The following is a 20651-nucleotide window of genomic DNA, read 5'->3' on the forward strand; positions in this document are numbered from 1 at the left end:
AAATGGCAAAACAGACCTGGAAACCAGGCAATATGCTTTACCCTCTCCCAGCTGTGATGGTCAGTGTTACAGATGGGGCGGGAAATGATAATATAATAACAGTGGCATGGGCGGGAACCGTATGCACCAACCCGCCTATGGTAAGCATTTCTGTCCGTCCCACCAGATTTTCCTATGACATGATCTGCAAGACTAAGGAATTTGTGCTGAACCTTACCACAGAGGAGTTGGCGTATGCCACCGATTACTGTGGTGTGCGTTCCGGCAGGGATGTTGATAAATTTCAGGAGCTTCATCTTACCAAAGAGAAAGCGGATCATGTGAAAGCACCTATGATCGGCGAATCTCCTGTAAATATTGAGTGCAAAGTAAAAAAAATAGAAAAGCTTGGCTCCCATCACATGTTTCTGGCCGAGGTTGTGGCTGTACATGCAGATGAAGCCTACATGGACAAGAATAATAAATTTCAGCTGAATCAATCGAAACTAATGGTGTATTCCCATGGAGAATATCTGGGACTTGGCAAAAAGCTTGGAACCTTTGGCTACAGCGTAAAAAAGGGGAGAAAACGCAGCAGCTCACGCCGTTCCAAGGCATAAAATGCCGTTAGCAAGTTACTGTTCACGGAGTGAACAGTAACTTTAGCAACCTGGAAAATAGTAACAAATTCTTAATGGGATTGCAATAATATATCTTTTGTGTTATTATCTAAAGGAATATCGAATGAAAATGAATAATATTACATTGATTGGAATGCCCGGTGCAGGTAAAAGCACTTTGGGCGTTGTTCTTGCGAAAATACTTGGATATGAATTTTTAGATTCAGATCTTTTAATACAAAAAGAAGAAAAAAGACGTCTTTATCAGATCATTGATGAAGAAGGCGAAGAAGGTTTCAAGGCCATTGAGAACCGCGTAAATGCGTCGATTGAGACTGAAAATACTGTGATTGCTACTGGGGGAAGTGTGGTATATTGCAGTGAGGCGATGGAGCACTTGAGATCGGTCGGGAAGGTAGTTTACCTCCGACTTTCTTTGGAGTCTCTTGAGAAGCGGCTTGGAAATCTCAAGAAGCGAGGTGTTCTTCTGAAAGAGGGACAGACTTTGAAGAGCTTATATGAGGAGCGTGTTCCCTTATATGAAAAATATGCAGACATTGTAGTAGATGAAGAAGGGAAAGATTTGGAAGCAAGTCTGCAGGCACTTTTGGAAATACTACAGACAGGGGTTAATTAAGTAACTGTAGATGGTTGCTATTCGCAGGCTGTATTCCGCGAGGTGTTTTTTGTGAGCAAAGCTCACAGAAAACCCGAGAATTGCGGCGCGAAATCATGCAGAACATGATTTCTGTGCATCGCGGAACGCGTTACTATGAACGAAGTGAATCGTAACTGTAGATCAAACAGAGGAGAGCTTTTGGAGGTTATTGTCTGGCAATAGCCTTTTTGCTCGCGGAGTAAGAATAATAGAGGTGTGTTATGGAACAATATGTGATTAAAGGTGGAAATCCGCTTGTTGGTGAAGTAGAGATAGCAGGTGCCAAGAATGCTGCACTGGCTATTTTATCAGCAGCTATTATGACAGATGAGACCATTCTTATTGAGAATCTGCCTGACGTCAGAGACATCAACGTTTTACTGGATGCAATTGCTGGCATCGGTGCGCAGGTTGACAGGATTGATAAGTCAACCGTTAAGATCAATGGTTCTACTATTGGTGATGTAAGTGTAGATTATGAGTACATTAAGAAGATCCGTGCATCTTATTATCTTCTCGGTGCTCTCCTTGGTAAATATAAAAGAGCGGAAGTTCCGCTTCCAGGCGGCTGCAATATTGGAAGCCGTCCTATCGACCAGCATCTGAAGGGCTTTAGAGCTCTTGGAGCTAAGGTTGATATTCTTCATGGAGCCATTGTTGCAGAGGCAGCAAATCTTCATGGAAGCCATATTTTCCTTGATGTGGTTTCTGTAGGCGCGACCATCAATATTATGATGGCAGCATCTCTTGCACCAGGACGTACAATTATTGAAAATGCAGCCAGAGAGCCGCATGTAGTAGATGTTGCTAACTTCCTGAACAGCATGGGAGCCAATATCAAAGGTGCTGGTACAGACGTGATCCGTATCAAGGGCGTTGAGAAGCTGCACCGCACAGAGTATTCCATCATTCCGGACCAGATTGAGGCAGGAACCTTTATGTTTGCAGCAGCAGCTACCGGCGGTGATGTTACAGTTAAGAATGTAATTCCGAAGCATCTTGAAGCTACTACAGCTAAGCTTGAGGAGATCGGATGTGAGGTTCAGGAGTTTGATGATGCGGTACGTGTACGTGCAGTTGGTAAGCTTCACCGTACTCATGTGAAGACTCTTCCATATCCGGGATATCCTACAGATATGCAGCCGCAGATCGCTGTTACCCTGGCACTTGCAGAGGGAACCAGTATTGTGACTGAGAGTATTTTTGAGAATCGTTTCAAATATGCAGACGAGCTTTCCAGAATGGGAGCCTGTATCAAGGTTGAGGGCAATTCCGCAATCATCGATGGCGTGAATAAGCTTACCGGCGCAAGAGTAAGCGCACCAGACCTTCGTGCAGGAGCAGCCCTTGTTATCGCAGGTCTGGCTGCAGAGGGAATCACCATTGTGGATGACATTGTTTATATCCAGCGTGGTTATGAGAACTTTGAGGAGAAGCTCCGCAGCCTTGGCGCAGAGATCGAGAGGGTTTCCAGCGAGAAGGAGATTCAGAAATTCCGCCTGCGTGTGGGTTGATCTGTTAAGTTCAGAGATGGTTTAATTGCTGTGAACAGCAACGAACAGTAACAAAAATAGTCATCTGACATCAAATGTCTATTGACAATTATGAGCAATCAGTATATTGTATTGCTTGCAACAGGAAAACTGAAGAATAGCCTTTTATTCAGAGTGGTGGAGATACATAGGATCTATGAAGCCACGGCAACCCCTCGAAAGAGAGGAAGGTGCCAACCTGAGCGAGTAATCGAACAATAAGAGGATTGTTTATATAAATGTCATTTATAAGACAGTCCGCTTGTCCGGGCTGTTCTTTTTTTGCGGAAATTTTATTTATATTTTCAATTCATCGAAGAAAGGGTAAAACAAAAGAATGGAAAACAAAGAAAAAATCTTATTCACTTCCGAATCTGTAACTGAAGGCCATCCGGATAAAATCTGTGATGCCATTTCTGATGCCATCCTGGACGCTTTAGTAGCACAGGATCCAATGAGCCGTGTAGCCTGTGAGACTGCTACTACTACAGGTCTTGTTCTGATTATGGGTGAGATCACCTCTAAGGCAAATATTGATATCCAGTCTATCGTAAGAGAGACCATCCGTGAGATCGGTTATACCCGCGGGAAATTTGGCTTCGACGCTGATACATGTGCCGTAATTACTGCACTTGACAAGCAGTCCACTGATATTGCAATGGGTGTTGACAAGGCTCTTGAGCAGAAAGAGAATCAGATGGATGAAGACGAGCTTGATTCCATCGGAGCCGGTGACCAGGGAATCCAGTTTGGTTACGCTTCCAACGAGACAGAAGAGTACATGCCATATGCGATCAACATGGCACACAAGCTTGCACGTCAGCTGACGAAGGTTCGTAAAGACGGCACTCTGAAATATTTAAGACCAGATGGAAAAACTCAGGTAACAGTTGAGTATGACGAGAATGGGAAACCAATCCGTATCGATGCGGTTGTATGCTCTACCCAGCATGATCCGGATGTTACACAGGAGCAGATTCATGCAGACATTAAGAAATATGTATTTGATGAAATCATTCCGGCTGATATGGTAGATGAAGATACCAAGTACTTTATCAACCCAACTGGACGTTTCGTAATCGGCGGACCAAACGGTGACAGCGGTCTTACCGGACGTAAGATCATTGTTGATACCTATGGCGGAACTGGACGTCACGGCGGCGGTGCTTTCTCTGGAAAAGACTGCACAAAGGTTGACCGTTCTGCAGCTTACGCAGCACGTTATGTTGCCAAGAACATTGTTGCAGCAGGTCTTGCTGACAAATGTGAGATCCAGCTTTCCTATGCGATCGGTGTTGCACACCCGACTTCTGTTCATGTAGAGACTTTTGGTACAGGTAAAGTATCTGACTCGAAACTGGTAGAAATCATTCGTGGGAACTTTGACCTTCGTCCAGCTGGAATCATCAAAATGCTTGACCTTCGCCGTCCAATCTACAAACAGACCTCTTCATACGGACACTTTGGCCGTACAGATGTAGATCTTCCGTGGGAGCACCTGGATAAGGTTGACGATCTGAAGAAATATCTTGCGTAAGATTTGAAAAAGTGACCGGATGATCTGAAGAAAATTTCAAAGTAAGGTTCATAAATATAGCCTGGGAGAAACTTGAGAAGGTTTTTCCCAGGCTTTTTTATGTGAAAGGCAAGCCAAAACATGAGAACTTGGTATTTGCCGCTGTAAGAAGCAAATGGTAAAAATATTTCTACATTTGTAGAAAAAAACTATTGACATTTTATTTCTACGGTTGTAGTATAGAACTAACTTCTACAGAAGTAGAAGAAAGACGGGAGAAAAGGCGTATGAGAAAGAAAAATTTATTGACAACAATTATAGCAGCCATTATGGCTGTGGTCATGATAAATGCTGCATCCGGATGCGGGAAAATCAGTGGACAGGCAGTGGCATCTGCAACATCCAGCCAGAGTACATCCAAGGCTGATTTTAGTACTACCCAGAAAAATAAGGCGAATCCAAAGGAGGGCAATGCACCAAGTCCAACTGTTACAGGGCAATCTCAGGAAACTACTAAGAAAAACACTTCCTTTAAGCTTTACATTATTTCTAAGAATGGGGTAAATGTGAGAAAGGAACCATCTTCTGATGCAGAAGTTCTCGGAATTGGTGATTACGGAAGCTCTTACACATGTGAAGACACTGTCATGGAAGATGATGGCTCTTCCTGGTATAAGATCAGTTATCTGGGTCAGACCGGATATGTTGCCACTGCATTTGCTTCAAAGAATCAGCCTTCAGAAGATAGTTCGGAGAAACAGGAAGCATCTGCTGGTTTAGCTGACCAGAATTCTGGGAATACAGCAGAAACTGCCAGTGATAATGATTCAGATTATGAGGCTGATCTTAATTTGCGAACCATATATCTGACTTCAGAAGATGGAACTGTGATAGCGATTAAAGAGCAGACGAATGGTGATTATGCATACCGCGATGATAGCGGCGTAGGCTATATTGCCATTGATGAGGATACTCAGTGGCAGGATCAATATGGAAACAATTATTCTGTTTTAAACGACGACACACATCGTTTTGGAATTGAAATGGAACAGCATACTATTACTGCATCTGATGGTACATCTATTACTGTTACGGAAAAAGCAGATGGCGAATATTATTACTGCGATGAGAATGGAACTGGTTACACTGACAATGGAGATGGAACATGGACTGATGAGAATGGTAATTCTTACACTGAGTAATTGAATATATAGTTTAGCCCTTTACAGGGAAAATCCCCTTTATAAAAACTGTCCTTCCAGTGGGCAGTTTTTTTCTGTCTAATTTTTAATAGAAAATTTAGAGATGGAAATGTATCTTTATGCTATAATTCTAATAGAATGCCAGAGCGTGTCTGAAAAAGGCTTTCTGCAAGATGTGCGTCACAATTTGTGGAAATGATTTTTCAGACACGCTCTAGAAAACAGGGAAAAATTTCCTGGATATTATGGCAGAAAAAGAGGAGAAAGCTGTTATGAAGCTGAAAACAAGAATCATTCTGGGATTCACCATGATCATTCTTATGCCTTTGCTGCTGTTTGCTGCGACGTTGTACGGATTCAGCCAGTCACAGTCTCAGAAAGCACAGGTTCAGACCGAAAGTGACGGCACCGTATATGATATTTCCATAACCGACTCCGCTGACAGCCAGGGCAGAGTCCATGTGATGGCGAAGGATCTGTTTATCAGTGCCTTTGTCATTCTGATTTCGGTTGCCCTTGTAGTTGGTTTGTGGGTATATCGCAGTATTGCTGTACCTTTGGTTAAATTAAAAAAAGCGACGCAAAATATAAAAGAGGGCAATCTGGACTTCGTTCTGGATGTGGAAGGAAAGGATGAATTTTCGGAACTTTGCCAGGATTTTGAGGAAATGCGCCGCCGTCTGAAGGAATCCACAGAAGAAAAAAATCTGATGGAAAAAGAAAACAGAGAGCTGATCAGCAACATTTCCCATGACCTGAAAACCCCGATCACAGCGGTAAAAGGATATGTGGAAGGAATTATGGACGGCGTAGCAGATACTCCTGAGAAAATGGACCGCTACGTCCGCACTATTTACAATAAGACCAACGAGATGGATCATCTGATCAATGAGCTGACCTTTTATTCCAAAATCGATACCAACCGTATCCCTTACACCTTCAGTAAGCTGAATGTAGAAGATTATTTTGCAGACTGTGCAGAAGAGGTGGGGCTGGAACTGGAAACCAGAGGAATTGAGCTGGTTTACGCCAACTATGTGGAGAAAGACGTTATGGTAATCGCAGACGGCGAACAGATCCGCCGCGTTATCCATAACATTATCAGCAATGCCATCAAATATATGGACAAGCCTAAAGGAATCATCCAGATCCGTATTAAAGACGTGGGGGATTTTATCCAGATTGAGATCGAGGACAATGGAAAAGGCATCGGACCAAAAGACCTGCCTTACATTTTCGACCGTTTTTACCGTACCGATGTTTCACGAAATTCTTCCAAAGGCGGAAGCGGAATCGGTCTTTCCATTGTGAAAAAAATTCTGGAAGACCATGGCGGCAAGGTATGGGCCACAAGCCGTCTTGGAATCGGCACGATCATGTATTTTGTACTTAGAAAATACCAGGAGGTACCAATGAAATGAGCAGAATTCTGATCATTGAAGACGAAGAAACGATTGCAGAGCTTGAGAAAGATTATCTGGAGCTCTCTGGATTTGAAGTGATTATTTGCAATAGAGGCGATCTGGGACTGGAAAAGGCGCTGAAAGAAGAGTTTGACCTGATCATTCTGGATCTGATGCTGCCAGAGGTAGATGGATTTGAAATCTGCCGTCAGGTAAGAGAAGCCAAAAACACCCCGATCATCATGGTTTCAGCCAAGAAAGATGATATTGATAAGATCCGCGGCCTTGGACTTGGTGCAGATGATTATATGACCAAGCCATTCAGCCCAAGTGAGCTTGTAGCCAGAGTGAAGGCACATATGGATCGTTACAACCGTCTGATCGGTTCCACAACCCAGAAGAATGACATTATTGAAATCCGCGGAATCAAGATTGACAAGACCGCCCGCCGTGTATGGGTGAATGGAGAAGAGAAGACTTTTACTACTAAAGAATTTGACCTGCTTAGCTTCCTGGCTCAGAATCCAAACAGGGTATTTACCAAAGAGGAGCTCTTCCGGGAAATCTGGGATATGGAATCGGTAGGGGATATTGCTACAGTTACGGTCCACATTAAGAAAATCCGTGAGAAAATTGAGTATAATAATGCCAAGCCACAGTATATCGAGACTATATGGGGCGTAGGATACAGATTTAAGGTGTGATAATTGACTGTTACAGAATGCTTGGTATGAACAGATATTATTGGGGTAAATACAGTTGTTGCAGAAACTAAGTAACTGCACATTGACTTGTCTGATTTTTTTATACTGCATTAATATAGCAGATACTTGATTCTTATTGTACCAGATTGCAGAATTTCTGATGAAATTGAGAGGTAAAATGGAAAGATTATATAAAGAATTGGAGAACTACGGCAAATCCGACTTTTATCCTTTTCACATGCCTGGTCACAAGCGAAACAAAGCATGTGTGGAGGGGGATTTTCCCATTGAACGTGATATTACGGAGATTGATGGATTTGATGATCTGCACTACTCTGAGGGGATTTTACTTGAGGCACAGAATGCCTTATCCAGAATGTACGGCACCAGGAAGAGCTTTTTTAGTGTGAACGGAAGCACAGCCGGGCTTCTCACCGCCATTTCTGCATCTGTGAAAAAAGGCGGTCAGATCCTGGTGGCAAGAAACTGTCACAAGGCGGTTTACCACGCTATTTATCTGCGGGAGCTGGTTCCCACATACATTTATCCACAATCCGACAACGATTTGGGGATAAACGGTTCAATTTCTGTGTCTCGTGTGGAAAGATGCCTGGAAGAGAATCCGAAAATCGAAGCTGTTCTGATTACCTCACCAACCTATGACGGTGTAGTCTCAGATGTGCGTAAGATTGCAGAGACCGCTCACCGCCACGGGATTCCGCTGATCGTGGATGAGGCACACGGAGCTCATTTCAGATTTTCGAATTACTTTCCTGTTTCAGCAGCAGACCTTGGTGCGGATGTGGTAATCCAGAGTTTCCATAAGACATTGCCGGCTATGACGCAGACTGCTGTACTTCATCTGTGCAGCGACCGGGTAAGTGAGAAGCTGCTCCACAGATTTCTTGGAATTTACCAGACCAGCAGCCCATCTTATATTCTCATGTCCAGTCTGGATGCCTGCGTAGCGAAGCTGGAGAAGGAGAGTGGACGTCTGTTTGATGAATTTACAGAGAATCTGGAAACCGCCCGCAGACAGCTGGGAAAATGTAAATATATCCGTCTGGTTCCTGCACCTGGAGAGAAATTTCAGGAAGAAGATGATACAGCTGGTACGGAAGCTTTTGATTATGACCGCTCAAAGCTGATCCTGTCCACACTGCACAGCAGTTTAAATGGGCCTGTACTTGCTAAAAGACTTCGGGAAAACTATCATCTGGAAGTTGAGATGACTACGGAAAATTATGTGCTTGCACTGGCAGCAGTTGGAGACACAAGAGAAGGTTTCCAGAGACTTTGCAAAGCCATAGAAGAAATTGACAGACAGGAAGCTGTGCAGGCAGAGAAAAATAAAGACGTAACAACTGAAATACCAGTTAAGAATTTAGGAGATGCATCAGATCCGGAAAATCAGAACTGTGTTAAATGTAATACTAATGATTGTGAAGGCTTTGATCAAAAAGATAACCGCAGCGGTGACCTGAGAAATGGAAAATCTGCCTGCAAATGCGGTCCTATGAAGCAGCTTATGTCCATTTCTCAGGCGATGGATGCCCCCTCCCAGATTTGTCTTCTGGAAGAAAGTGTAGGCAAGACCGCCGCAGAATTTGTATATATTTACCCGCCGGGAATTCCCATTATAGTGCCCGGCGAACAGATCACTGGACTTTTTACAAGGAATGTGAGAAGATACATGGAGCAGGGCCTGAACCTTCACGGTCTTTGCGGAGAGAAGAACGAAACTATAAGCGTAGTAAAGGAGCAGGCAGAGGATCAGTAATAAGGACTACCCCCTGCCTGATACATTATGGGAAAAATATTTTATATTATGGGAAAAAGTGCGTCCGGCAAGGATCACATTTATGCCAGGCTTGCAGCACATGAAGAGCTTCATCTGAAAAAGCTGGTTCTCTATACCACCCGCCCCATCCGGGCAGAGGAAGAGAACGGCAAACAATACTATTTCGTAGATGATAAGAAGCTGGAGGAGTTTCGCAGCCGCGGCAATCTGATTGAGGAAAGAGCTTACCATACGGTGCATGGAATCTGGACTTACTTTACAGCAGATGACGGTCAGGTGAAGCTGGAAGAATCCGATTATCTGGGAATCGGTACTTTAGAATCTTATGTGAAAATGAGAGAATACTATGGGAAAGAGGCAGTCTGCCCGGTTTACATTGAGGTGGAGGATGGAGAACGCCTTGCCAGAGCCCTGAAAAGAGAGCGCAGCCAGGAAGTCCCCCGTTACGAGGAAATGTGTCGGAGATTTCTTGCAGACCAGGAGGATTTTTCCGAAGAAAAAATTGCTGCTTCTGGAATTACAAGAAGGTTTCAGAATGTTGATTTAGAGGAATGTGTGGAGAAAATTGCTGAATATATGGCATTGTCCACACATTCGTAATCATGTTTTCAGAATAAATTAACAAAAAACTATAGCATGATTTTGTCGTACATGATAGAATTAAGAAAGATGATACTGTTCACGTTGCTTACAACAAACATCTCGTAGAACTTTACCAGTGGACAGTACACAAAATAAGCTATGCAGAAGGCTACGGACAGCAGCCTTTGACAATAGCGAAAATGATAGGGTGAGGTGATTCCGATGTTAGGGTTTAACGACATTATAGGACATGAAGAGATAATCAGACATTTGAAGAATGCCATACAGACAGAGAAAGTGTCCCATTCGTATATTTTTACAGGTGACCCTGGTTCTGGAAAGAAACTGCTGGCAGGAACCTATGCTATGACATTGCAGTGCGAAGAAGGCGGAATAGAGCCTTGCGGACATTGTGATTCCTGTAAGAAGGCAATCGGCAAGAATCACCCTGATATCATTATGGTAACCCATGAAAAGCCAAATGTGATTACAATTGACGAAATCAGGGAACAGGTTATCAATGATGTAGATATCAAGCCATACTGCAGCCCATATAAGATTTATATTGTGGCAAATGCAGAGCTGATGAATCCCCAGGCGCAGAATGCTCTTTTGAAGACGATTGAAGAGCCGCCGGAATATGCAGTTATCATGCTTCTCACAAGCAATATTGACGCGCTGCTGCCTACTATCCGTTCCAGATGTGTACGTCTGGATCTGAAAGTAGTAGACGATGGTCTGGTGAAGAAATATCTGATGGAGCATCTTCACGTACCGGATTATCAGGCAGAAATTGACGCTTCCTTTGCGCACGGCAGTATTGGCAGAGCAAGACAGGCCGCAACTTCCCAGGAGTTTGCAGACATGACCCAGAATGCCCTCCGTATTCTGAAAAATGCAGATGGTATGGAAGTGTACGAGCTTACAGAGGCGATTAAGGAGCTTTCCAATGACAAGCAGAACATTAGCGACTATCTGGATCTTTTCCAGTTCTGGTTCCGTGATGTATTGATGTTTAAGGCTACACGGGAAGTTGATAATCTTGTTTTCAAACAGGAAATAAATTATATAAGGGAACAGGCAAGCCAGCGTTCCTATGAGAATCTGGAGAAGATTCTGGATGCATTGGAGAAGACCAAGGTACGTCTTCGCGCCAATGTAAATACAGAACTTGCTCTTGAGCTTCTGTTCCTTACGATCAGGGAGAAATAGAATGGCAAAAGTAGTAGGCGTAAGATTTCGGAATGTAGGTAAGATCTATTACTTCAATCCGAAGAACTATAAAGTAAAACCGGGCGATCATGTGATCGTGGAAACCGCCCGTGGTGTGGAATATGGAAAGGTGGTGCTTGCACCTAAGGAAGTAGCCGACGATCAGGTAGTACATCCTTTGAAGGAAGTGCTTCGCGTGGCTACCCAGGATGATGACGATAGAGAGACGTATAACAGAGAGCGTGAGAAGGATGCTTTCAAGATCTGCCAGAAGAAGATTCGCGAGCATGGACTTGAGATGAAGCTGATTGATGCAGAGTATACTTTTGATAATAATAAAGTGCTGTTTTACTTTACCGCGGACGGCAGGATCGATTTCCGCCAGCTGGTAAAGGATCTGGCATCTATTTTCAAGACAAGGATCGAACTCCGTCAGATCGGCGTAAGAGATGAGACAAAGATCCTTGGAGGAATTGGTATCTGTGGCAGATGCCTCTGTTGCCATACCTATCTTTCTGAGTTTGCACCAGTATCTATCCGTATGGCTAAGGAACAGAATCTTTCTCTGAACCAGACCAAGATTTCCGGTGTATGCGGAAGATTGATGTGCTGTCTGAAGAACGAGCAGGAGACCTACGAGGAGCTGAACCGCAGACTTCCTGGAATCGGCGATACGGTAACCACTCCAGATGGAATCCAGGGCAATGTACAGAGTGTAAATGTACTTCGACAGCTTGTAAAGGTAGTAGTAGAGATCGGTGACGAGAAGGAAATCCAGGAATTTCCTGTAGGAGAACTGAAATTCCGTTCTAAGAAAAAGAAAGTCAAGGTTTCCGAGCAGGAATTAAAGGAACTGCAGGATCTGGAAGATAAAAAGGGAGATTCCAAATTAAATGATTAATGATCTTGTGAAGGAGAACGAACGGGTAGATGACCTGCAGAATGGATATTACATTATTCAGGATCCCCAGAAATTCTGCTTCGGTATGGACGCTGTTCTTTTATCTGGATTTGCCAGAGTGAAGAAAGGGGAAAAGGTTCTGGACATGGGAACCGGAACCGGTATTATTCCGGTGCTCCTTGCCTCTAAGACTCCAGGAGAGCATTTTACAGGTCTGGAAATCCAGGAAGAATGTGCCAAGATGGCAGGAAGAAGTGTAAAGTACAATAACCTGGAGGACAGGGTCAGTATCAGACAAGGTGATATTAAGGAGGCTGTCAGCATTTTCGGGGCAGCTTCTTTTCATGTTGTCACATGCAATCCGCCATACATGATCGGGCAGCATGGACTGACCAACCCGCACATGCCAAAGGCCATCGCCAGACATGAGATCCTCTGTACACTGGAGGATGTGGTAAGCCAGGCAGCGAAGATTCTTGGAGACCGAGGACGTTTTTACATGGTGCACAGGCCGTTCAGACTGACAGAAATTATGAATGTTCTGACGAAATATAAGCTGGAGCCTAAGCGCATGCAGCTTGTTTACCCATACATTGACCGAGAGCCTAATATGGTTCTGATAGAGGCTTTGAAAGGCGGCAATTCCCGTATCACAGTGGAAAGACCGCTGATTGTGTACGAGAAGCCAGGAGTTTATACGAAGGATATTTTGGAATTGTATGATATGGTGTGAACATGCCAGATACTGACTATTGAAGAAAAAGGCAAAGGGGTTAGGAGTAGTACATCATGTTTGATTTACGCAGTAAATCAGCGGATTTCTCATATTTTATGAAAATTAACAATGTATGCAAAATACAGATGATTGCAGAAGGGAGAAAAATATGAGTGGTAAATTATATCTATGTGCCACACCAATCGGAAACCTGGAGGATATTACGCTTCGTGTGCTCCGTGTTCTGAAAGAAGTGGATCTGATCGCTGCGGAAGACACCCGCAACAGCATCAAGCTTCTCAATCATTTTGACATCAAAACGCCCATGACCAGCTACCACGAGTACAATAAAGTGGAGAAAGCCTACACTCTCATTGGGAAAATGCAGGCAGGAATGAATGTGGCACTGATCACAGATGCGGGAACACCTGGAATTTCTGATCCAGGGGAAGTATTGGCTGCTATGTGTTACGATGCTGGAATTGAAGTAACTTCACTTCCAGGCCCGGCTGCATGTATCACAGCCCTTACCCTGTCCGGACTTTCCACTCGCAGATTTGCATTCGAGGCCTTTTTGCCCCAGGATAAAAAAGAGCGGAAAGCCATTCTGGAAGAGCTGAAAAACGAAACCCGCACCATCATCCTTTATGAGGCACCCCATCACCTGGTTGGTACCCTGCAGGAATTGTACCAGGCTCTTGGAAACCGCAGAATGACACTTTGCCGCGAGCTTACCAAGAAGCATGAGACTGCATTTCGGACCACGATAGAAGACCTGATCGCTTTTTACAAGGAGCAGAAGCCACTTGGGGAATGTGTCCTGGTAATTGAGGGCAGAAGCCGAAAGGAAATGGAGCAGGAGTCACAGGAGTCCTGGAAGGACATTTCCATTGAGGAACATATGACGATTTATGAAAATCAGGGAATCCCACGAAAAGAGGCAATGAAGATGGTTGCAAAGGATCGCGGCGTTACCAAAAGAGATATTTACCAGGCGCTTTTGGTGCAAAAATAGAGAAGAAACTGTTCTGGCAGGTGTTATTCCTGACAAGCAGACATATAGGGTGGGATAAGGCGTATTTTTGACGGATATTCGTTGAAAATACGCCGTTTTTTTTACATCTGGAAATGGCTTTTAACTGGCAAAAACGGGGATTTTGTGCTATAATAAATTTGTATTTTTATGCGCAAAAACAGGAACAAGATCCGACAGCAGAAAAGAGCCGTAAGTTCCTGTGAGTTTTAAATAGATCATAACAGGAGGAATATCATGGGCGAAACAAATACGGAATACGGAGCGGACCAAATCCAGATTCTGGAGGGTCTGGAAGCCGTACGTAAGAGACCGGGTATGTACATTGGAAGTACATCCAGCCGCGGTCTTCATCATCTCGTATACGAGATCGTGGACAATGCCGTAGATGAGGCACTGGCCGGTTATTGTACAGAAATAAATGTGGCAATCAATCCTGATAACTCCATCACAGTTGTAGATAACGGACGAGGCATTCCGGTAGGAATTAATCATAAAGCTGGTATCCCGGCTGTCGAGGTGGTATTCACCATTCTTCATGCAGGCGGAAAATTTGGCGGTGGAGGCTACAAGGTATCCGGCGGTCTTCACGGTGTAGGTGCGTCAGTTGTTAACGCACTGTCTGAGTGGCTTGAAGTATCGATCTGCAGAGATGGAAAGAGATATGAGCAGCGTTACGAGCGAGGCAAGACAATGTATCCTCTTCGTGAGGTTGGCGACTGTGGTGATGCCACAGGAACTACCGTTACATTCCTTCCAGACAAGCAGATCTTCGAGGAAACTGTATACGATTACGATATCCTGAAACAGCGTCTCCGTGAGATGGCATTCCTTACCAAAGGACTGAAGATTGTTCTTATAGACAAGCGGGAGGGCATGGAGCGTGAGAAAACCTTCCACTACGAGGGTGGTATCCGCGAGTTCGTAACTTATCTGAACAGAAGTAAAGAGGCTCTTTATCCGGAAATCATCTACTGTGAGGGCGAGAAGGACGGTGTAGCTGTTGAGGTAGCCATGCAGCATAATGACTCTTACACAGAGAATACTTACGGATTTGTAAATAATATCAACACACCTGAGGGTGGTACCCATATCACTGGCTTCAGAAATGCCATTACAAACACATTTAACGATTACGCCAGAAAGAATAAGCTTCTCAAGGACAGCGAGCCCAATCTTTCTGGTGATGACATCCGAGAAGGCCTGACAGCCATTGTAAGCATTAAGATCGGCAATCCCCAGTTTGAAGGCCAGACCAAGCAGAAACTTGGCAACAGTGAGGCCAGAGGCGCTGTAGACAGCGTTGTAAGCAAACAGCTGGAGATTTTCCTGGAACAGAACCCTGCTGTAGCCAAGGCGACCGTAGAGAAGTCTGTACTTGCCCAGAGGGCCAGAGAAGCAGCACGTAAGGCCAGAGACCTTACCAGAAGAAAGTCTGCCCTGGACAGCATGTCCCTTCCTGGCAAGCTTGCCGATTGCTCCGATAAGAATCCGGAGAATTGCGAGATCTACATCGTAGAGGGAGATTCCGCGGGTGGTTCTGCGAAGACAGCCCGTAATCGTGCTACACAGGCGATCCTTCCTCTTCGTGGAAAAATCCTGAATGTAGAGAAAGCACGTCTGGACAAGATTTATGCAAATAAAGAAATCAAGGCTATGATCACCGCATTTGGTACTGGTATCCATGACGACTTTGATATTTCCAAGCTGAGATATCACAAGATCATCATTATGACCGATGCCGATGTTGATGGTGCACACATTGCCACACTGCTGCTTACTTTCCTATACAGATTTATGCCGGAACTGATCAAGCAGGGCTATGTATATCTGGCACAGCCGCCTCTTTACAAGATTGAGAAGAACAAGAAGGTATGGTACGCTTACGATGATGATGAGCTGAACGCCATCCTTACAGAGATAGGGCGAGACTCCAACAATAAGATCCAGCGTTACAAAGGTCTGGGTGAGATGGATGCAGAGCAGCTTTGGGAGACTACCATGGATCCTGAGAAGCGTATCCTTCTCCGTGTCACAATGGACGAGGCAGCGACCTCCGAAATTGACCTTGTATTTACTACACTTATGGGTGACAAGGTAGAACCAAGACGTGAATTTATCGAAGAGAACGCACGTTTTGTAAAGAATCTGGATATCTAGGGGAGATAGAACAATATGGATGACAAGATTTTTGACCAGGTCCATGAGGTGGATCTGGAGAAAACCATGAAAGAATCTTACATCGAATATGCCATGAGCGTTATTGCCTCAAGAGCACTTCCAGATGTAAGAGATGGTTTGAAACCGGTACAGCGAAGAGTGCTGTACTCTATGATCGAATTGAACAACGGTCCGGATAAGCCACATCGTAAATGTGCCCGTATCGTTGGTGATACCATGGGTAAATATCATCCTCATGGTGACAGCTCTATTTATGGAGCACTTGTAAATATGGCACAGGACTGGTCTTTCCGCTATCCGCTTGTTGACGGACATGGAAACTTCGGTTCTGTGGACGGCGACGGCGCAGCTGCAATGCGATACACAGAGGCCCGCCTGAGCAAAATCTCCATGGAGATGCTTGCCGACATCAACAAAGATACTGTAGACTTCCAGCCGAACTTTGATGAGACGGAAAGAGAGCCGAAGGTGCTTCCTTCCCGTTTCCCGAACCTTCTGGTAAATGGTACTACAGGTATCGCCGTAGGTATGGCTACCAACATTCCACCTCACAACCTTCGTGAGGTTATTAATGCTGTTGTAAAAATCATTGACAATACCATCGGGGAGCAGCGCGAGACAACCATTGAGGAGCTTCTTGATGTTGTAAAAGGCCCGGATTTCCCTACAGGAGCTACGATTCTTGGAAGAAGGGGAATTGAGGAGGCATACCGCACAGGCCGCGGTAAGATCCGTGTACGTGCAGTTTCCAATATTGAGACCTTACCAAATGGAAAATCCCGTATTATCGTTACCGAGCTTCCATACCTGGTAAATAAAGCACGTCTGATCGAGAAGATCGCAGAGCTTGTCCGTGACAAAAAGATTGATGGAATCACAGACCTGAACGATCATTCCAGCCGTGAGGGAATGCGCATCTGTATTGATCTGCGTAAAGATGCCAATGCAAATGTTGTGCTGAATCAGCTGTACAAGCATACCCAGCTGCAGGATACTTTTGGCGTGATCATGCTTTGCGTAGTACCGCAGGGTGACAGTCTGGTTCCAAAGGTACTGAATCTGAAGGAACTTCTGGAGCATTACCTGGCTCATCAGGAAGATGTTGTTACCAGAAGAACCAAATATGATCTGAATAAAGCACAGGAACGTGCTCACATTTTGGAAGGTCTGTTAAAGGCCCTGGATAACATCGATGAGGTTATCCGGATCATTCGTGCTGCCCGCAATGTTCAGATTGCGAAGCAGGAATTGATGGAAAGATTTGAGCTGACAGATGTGCAGGCTCAGGCCATTGTAGATATGCGTCTGAGAGCTCTCACCGGTTTGGAAAGAGAGAAGCTGGAAGCTGAATATGCAGAATTGGAGGAGAAAATCCGCAAATTCCTGGCAATTCTTGCAGACAGAAATCTTCTTCTTCGTGTTGTAAAAGAAGAGATTCTTGCAATTGCTGACAAATATGGTGATGAGAGAAGAACTGCTATTGGATATGACGTATATGATCTTTCCACAGAAGATCTGATTCCAAGGGAAAATACGGTCATCACTATGACAAAGCTTGGCTATATCAAGAGAATGACAGTAGATAATTTCCGCAGCCAGAATAGGGGCGGACGTGGAATCAAGGGAATGCAGACCATTGATGATGATTACATCGAAGAACTGCTTATGACCACTACCCACCATTATCTGATGTTCTTTACCAATACAGGACGTGTATACAGGCTGAAAGCATACGAGATCCCAGAAGCAGGAAGAACTGCACGAGGTACAGCAATCGTGAACCTTCTGCAGCTTATGCCAGGGGAGCGTATCACAGCTGTTATTCCTATGCGTAAATTCGAAAAAGGTAAATATCTGGTTATGGCAACAAAGAACGGCCTTGTGAAGAAGACACCGATGGAAGAATACACCAACGTACGTAAGACTGGTCTTGTGGCAATCACACTTCGCGATGACGATGAGCTGATCGAAGTAAAAGCTACAGATGATACCAAGGATATTATGCTGGTAACCAAAGACGGTATGTGCATCCGCTTCAAGGAAACTGATGTAAGAAGTACGGGAAGAAGCTCAATGGGTGTACGTGGTATGAATCTTGATCCGGGTGATGAAGTGGTAGCAATGCAGCTGAACTCTCAGGGAGATTATCTGCTTGTAGTATCTGAGAATGGTATGGGTAAACGTACTGCCATGAGTGAGTTTACCTGCCAGAACCGTGGCGGTAAAGGCGTGAAGTGCTACAAGATCACAGAGAAGACCGGCAATGTAATTGGCGCTAAGGCTGTGAATGAAGAAAACGAGATCATGATGATCACCACAGAGGGAATCATCATTCGTATTACCTGTGCAGGAATTTCCATTCTTGGAAGAATTACCTCCGGAGTGAAGCTGATCAATCTGGATGAAGGTGTTACTGTGGCAAGTGTTGCCAAAGTGCGTGAAAAGGTAGATGAAAATCCCGCAGAAGGCAGCAGTGAGGAAACAACTGAAGAAGCAGAAGAGGTTTTTGCAGAAGAAGACTCACTGGGTACAGATGAAAAAGAATAAAAGGAATCTGTAAAGAGATGGAAAAGAAAAAAAGAATATGGATCCTGGGCATTGCACTGGCACTTGTGCTGGTGATGTCCGGATGCGGTGTAAATCATAAGTCTCCAGAGGGAGTAGTGGAAGCTCTCATAAAAAATTATGTGAGCGGAAACGAGAAAAAGGTAAAACAGTGTTATTCCCAGAATGATAATAAGGACACCAATGAGCTTCTTCAGAGCGAAATTGACGCTACCTTAAAGTATTTTGAAGCTCATAAGCCAACCAAGGTAAAGATTGAAGAAAGCGATAAGCTTTCCGAAAATGGAAATTATACTTATGTATACATTACCTATAACCTGGTATTGGAAAATGAACAGGAATATCCTTGCGTTGGAACCTATATGGTGGAGAAAAAAGATAATAAATACTATGTAATGCCGCCATCTGATATTACAGATGAACTGAGAGATCAGGCGGCCGCAGATTATGCCAAGTTTATGACTACAGATACTTACAAAAGTTATACAAAGGCATACAATGTATTTATGAAAAAGAATCCGGGATATGAAGAAAAAATTGCGAATAAGCTGAACGCAGAGTAAAAGAGGAGGCTGCTGCAGGATAGTTGAATCTTGCAGCGGCCTTTTGCCATATTGAGGACTCATATATGGTAATGTCGCTGATAGGCGACATGTCCGTTTTAGAAGTAAAGGGGGCTTGAAGATGAAAAGAATTATCGTAATGGTATTAAAGAATATTTTGTTTATTCCATATTACTGGATTATGTTGAACTGGTATGCTGCACATGTGGATAAATACACGGAAGAACAACGCTACGCCATGTTGAAAAAAATTGATCATGCAGCCAATCGAGGAGGAAATCTCCATATAGATGCCTATGGAGTGGAAAATATACCTTCGAAAAATGGATTTATGTTTTATCCCAATCATCAGGGGTTGTATGATGTTTTGGCCATAATGGAAGTGTGTCCGGTACCTTTTTCTGTAGTAGCGAAGAAAGAAGTTGGAAATGTTCCATTTTTAAAACAGGTTTTTGCGTGCATGAAGGCATTTCTTATTGATAGAGAAGATATCAAACAGTCTATGCAGGTGATCATCAATGTGACCAAGGAAGTAAAGGCTGGAAGAAACTATCTTATTTTTGCTGAGGGAACCAGAAGCAAAAATGGAAATCATCCGCAGGAATTTAAGGGCGGAAGTTTTAAAGCGGCTATGAAAGCGAAATGCCCGATCGTACCTGTTGCATTAATCGATTCTTATAAAGCATTTGATACTGGCTCAGCGAAGATGCTGGATGTTCAGGTACATTTCTTAGAACCAATGGAATACGAAGAATATAAAGATATGAAATCAACTGAGATTGCAGAAGAGGTAAAACGCAGAATTGAAGAGACAATTCAGGCAAATGAAAAATAATGAAAGGCCCTCCTGTCAGCCTAAAAAAGCACACTGAATAAAATTGGTGAAAAAATAAAAAAAATAGAAAAAAGCTGTTGACAAGAAGTAACCTTTTAAGTATAATAACAAATGCGCTATGAAAAACGCGCAACTCCACAATTTAACATTGGTTAAGTAGTTCGGAGACTGGAGAAGTACTCAAGAGGCCGAAGAGGTGCCCCTGCTAAGGGTATAGGTCGCTAACGCGGCGCGAGGGTTCAAATCCCTCCTTCTCCGTTTTTGATTTTTTAAGATTTTAGAAAATCTAAAAAAATTAAAAAAAGTAGTTGACAAAGCTTCCTACTTGTGATAGAGTAGACGAGTCGTCAACAAAGATAAAAAACTTCATCAAAAAGTTTTGAAAAAACTTAAAAAAGTTCTTGACAAACGAAAAAAGATGAGGTAAAATAAACAAGCTGTCGCGAAGAGCTGACAGTGAACAACCTTGATAACTAAACAGTGAAACACATACGATTCTCGAAAATTTCTTTATACAATTCATTTTCGAATGAAACTTTTAAAACAGTAATGACGAGAGATAACTAAGCTAGTTGGTTGTCTTGAGTGAATCAAACATTTTATCAGAGAGTTTGATCCTGGCTCAGGATGAACGCTGGCGGCGTGCTTA

The 20651-nt window shown here is 43.8% G+C and carries 18 protein-coding genes, 1 tRNA gene and 1 riboswitch; of the genes, 18 read left to right on the forward strand and 1 reads right to left on the reverse strand.

The genetic code is table 11. The features are described 5' to 3' along the window. Positions 1 to 2 precede the first annotated feature (2 nt). From LIQ05_RS12535 to LIQ05_RS12555, 5 genes are all read left to right on the forward strand, one after another. Positions 3 to 599, forward strand: a complete 597-nt coding sequence (locus LIQ05_RS12535) for a flavin reductase family protein (RefSeq protein WP_226821048.1) — start codon at positions 3 to 5, stop codon at positions 597 to 599. A gap of 130 nt (positions 600 to 729) precedes the next feature. Then, the gene (locus tag LIQ05_RS12540; RefSeq protein WP_226821081.1) at positions 730 to 1236 is read left to right on the forward strand and encodes a shikimate kinase; all 507 of its coding nucleotides are present in this window, start codon (positions 730 to 732) and stop codon (positions 1234 to 1236) included. A gap of 242 nt (positions 1237 to 1478) precedes the next feature. Further along, positions 1479 to 2771: a UDP-N-acetylglucosamine 1-carboxyvinyltransferase gene (locus tag LIQ05_RS12545; protein WP_226821050.1), complete on the forward strand. Its 1293-nt coding sequence runs from the start codon at positions 1479 to 1481 to the stop codon at positions 2769 to 2771. Between the two features lie 141 nt (positions 2772 to 2912). Further along, a riboswitch (SAM riboswitch) is annotated at positions 2913 to 3014 on the forward strand. Between the two features lie 112 nt (positions 3015 to 3126). Continuing rightward, a complete protein-coding gene (gene metK, locus LIQ05_RS12550) occupies positions 3127 to 4326 on the forward strand; it encodes a methionine adenosyltransferase (protein WP_226821052.1) in 1200 nt (399 codons plus the stop codon). A 266-nt stretch (positions 4327 to 4592) separates the two neighbouring features. Beyond that, the gene (locus LIQ05_RS12555; RefSeq protein WP_226821054.1) at positions 4593 to 5507 is read left to right on the forward strand and encodes an SH3 domain-containing protein; all 915 of its coding nucleotides are present in this window, start codon (positions 4593 to 4595) and stop codon (positions 5505 to 5507) included. A 122-nt stretch (positions 5508 to 5629) separates the two neighbouring features. Here the strand turns inward: LIQ05_RS12555 and LIQ05_RS20675 are convergent, their stop codons facing one another. After that, positions 5630 to 5707: a DUF6783 domain-containing protein gene (locus tag LIQ05_RS20675; protein ID WP_416385998.1), complete on the reverse strand. Its 78-nt coding sequence runs from the start codon at positions 5705 to 5707 to the stop codon at positions 5630 to 5632. A gap of 72 nt (positions 5708 to 5779) precedes the next feature. Between LIQ05_RS20675 and LIQ05_RS12560 the strand changes: the two genes are divergently transcribed. From LIQ05_RS12560 to LIQ05_RS12620, 13 genes are all read left to right on the forward strand, one after another. Beyond that, on the forward strand, positions 5780 to 6928 hold the full coding sequence (locus LIQ05_RS12560; protein ID WP_226821056.1) for a sensor histidine kinase: 1149 nt from the start codon (positions 5780 to 5782) through the stop codon (positions 6926 to 6928). Then, the gene (locus LIQ05_RS12565) at positions 6925 to 7614 is read left to right on the forward strand and encodes a response regulator transcription factor (protein WP_226821058.1); all 690 of its coding nucleotides are present in this window, start codon (positions 6925 to 6927) and stop codon (positions 7612 to 7614) included. Before LIQ05_RS12560 ends, LIQ05_RS12565 begins: the two co-directional genes overlap by 4 nt. A 178-nt stretch (positions 7615 to 7792) precedes the next feature. Next, positions 7793 to 9394, forward strand: coding sequence for an aminotransferase class I/II-fold pyridoxal phosphate-dependent enzyme (locus LIQ05_RS12570; RefSeq protein ID WP_226821060.1), 1602 nt, complete (start codon positions 7793 to 7795; stop codon positions 9392 to 9394). Between the two features lie 27 nt (positions 9395 to 9421). Beyond that, the gene (locus tag LIQ05_RS12575) at positions 9422 to 10015 is read left to right on the forward strand and encodes a guanylate kinase (protein ID WP_226821062.1); all 594 of its coding nucleotides are present in this window, start codon (positions 9422 to 9424) and stop codon (positions 10013 to 10015) included. A 204-nt stretch (positions 10016 to 10219) separates the two neighbouring features. Further along, positions 10220 to 11209: a DNA polymerase III subunit delta' gene (holB, locus tag LIQ05_RS12580; RefSeq protein ID WP_226821064.1), complete on the forward strand. Its 990-nt coding sequence runs from the start codon at positions 10220 to 10222 to the stop codon at positions 11207 to 11209. A gap of 1 nt (position 11210) precedes the next feature. Next, positions 11211 to 12110 (forward strand): PSP1 domain-containing protein, encoded by a 900-nt coding sequence (locus LIQ05_RS12585; RefSeq protein WP_226821066.1) that lies wholly within the window; start codon positions 11211 to 11213, stop codon positions 12108 to 12110. Continuing rightward, positions 12103 to 12843 carry a tRNA1(Val) (adenine(37)-N6)-methyltransferase gene (locus LIQ05_RS12590; protein WP_226821068.1) on the forward strand — a complete coding sequence of 247 codons (741 nt, stop codon included), beginning with the start codon at positions 12103 to 12105 and terminating at the stop codon, positions 12841 to 12843. The genes LIQ05_RS12585 and LIQ05_RS12590 overlap by 8 nt, the downstream gene beginning before the upstream one ends. Before the next feature lie 151 nt (positions 12844 to 12994). Next, a complete protein-coding gene (gene rsmI / locus LIQ05_RS12595; protein WP_226821070.1) occupies positions 12995 to 13840 on the forward strand; it encodes a 16S rRNA (cytidine(1402)-2'-O)-methyltransferase in 846 nt (281 codons plus the stop codon). A 255-nt stretch (positions 13841 to 14095) separates the two neighbouring features. Further along, positions 14096 to 16018, forward strand: a complete 1923-nt coding sequence (gene gyrB / locus LIQ05_RS12600; RefSeq protein WP_226821072.1) for a DNA topoisomerase (ATP-hydrolyzing) subunit B — start codon at positions 14096 to 14098, stop codon at positions 16016 to 16018. A gap of 15 nt (positions 16019 to 16033) precedes the next feature. Further along, positions 16034 to 18586 (forward strand): DNA gyrase subunit A, encoded by a 2553-nt coding sequence (gyrA, locus tag LIQ05_RS12605; RefSeq protein ID WP_226821074.1) that lies wholly within the window; start codon positions 16034 to 16036, stop codon positions 18584 to 18586. A 17-nt stretch (positions 18587 to 18603) separates the two neighbouring features. Further along, entirely contained in the window at positions 18604 to 19167 is a 564-nt protein-coding gene (locus LIQ05_RS12610) for a hypothetical protein (RefSeq protein ID WP_226821075.1), read from the forward strand. 121 nt (positions 19168 to 19288) lie between these two features. Continuing rightward, positions 19289 to 20002 carry a lysophospholipid acyltransferase family protein gene (locus tag LIQ05_RS12615; RefSeq protein ID WP_226821077.1) on the forward strand — a complete coding sequence of 238 codons (714 nt, stop codon included), beginning with the start codon at positions 19289 to 19291 and terminating at the stop codon, positions 20000 to 20002. A 170-nt stretch (positions 20003 to 20172) separates the two neighbouring features. Beyond that, positions 20173 to 20260, forward strand: a tRNA-Ser gene (locus LIQ05_RS12620). The last annotated feature ends 391 nt before the right edge of the window (positions 20261 to 20651 follow it).

This window comes from Blautia glucerasea (genome assembly GCF_020537505.1).
Taxonomy (GTDB): domain Bacteria; phylum Bacillota; class Clostridia; order Lachnospirales; family Lachnospiraceae; genus Blautia_A.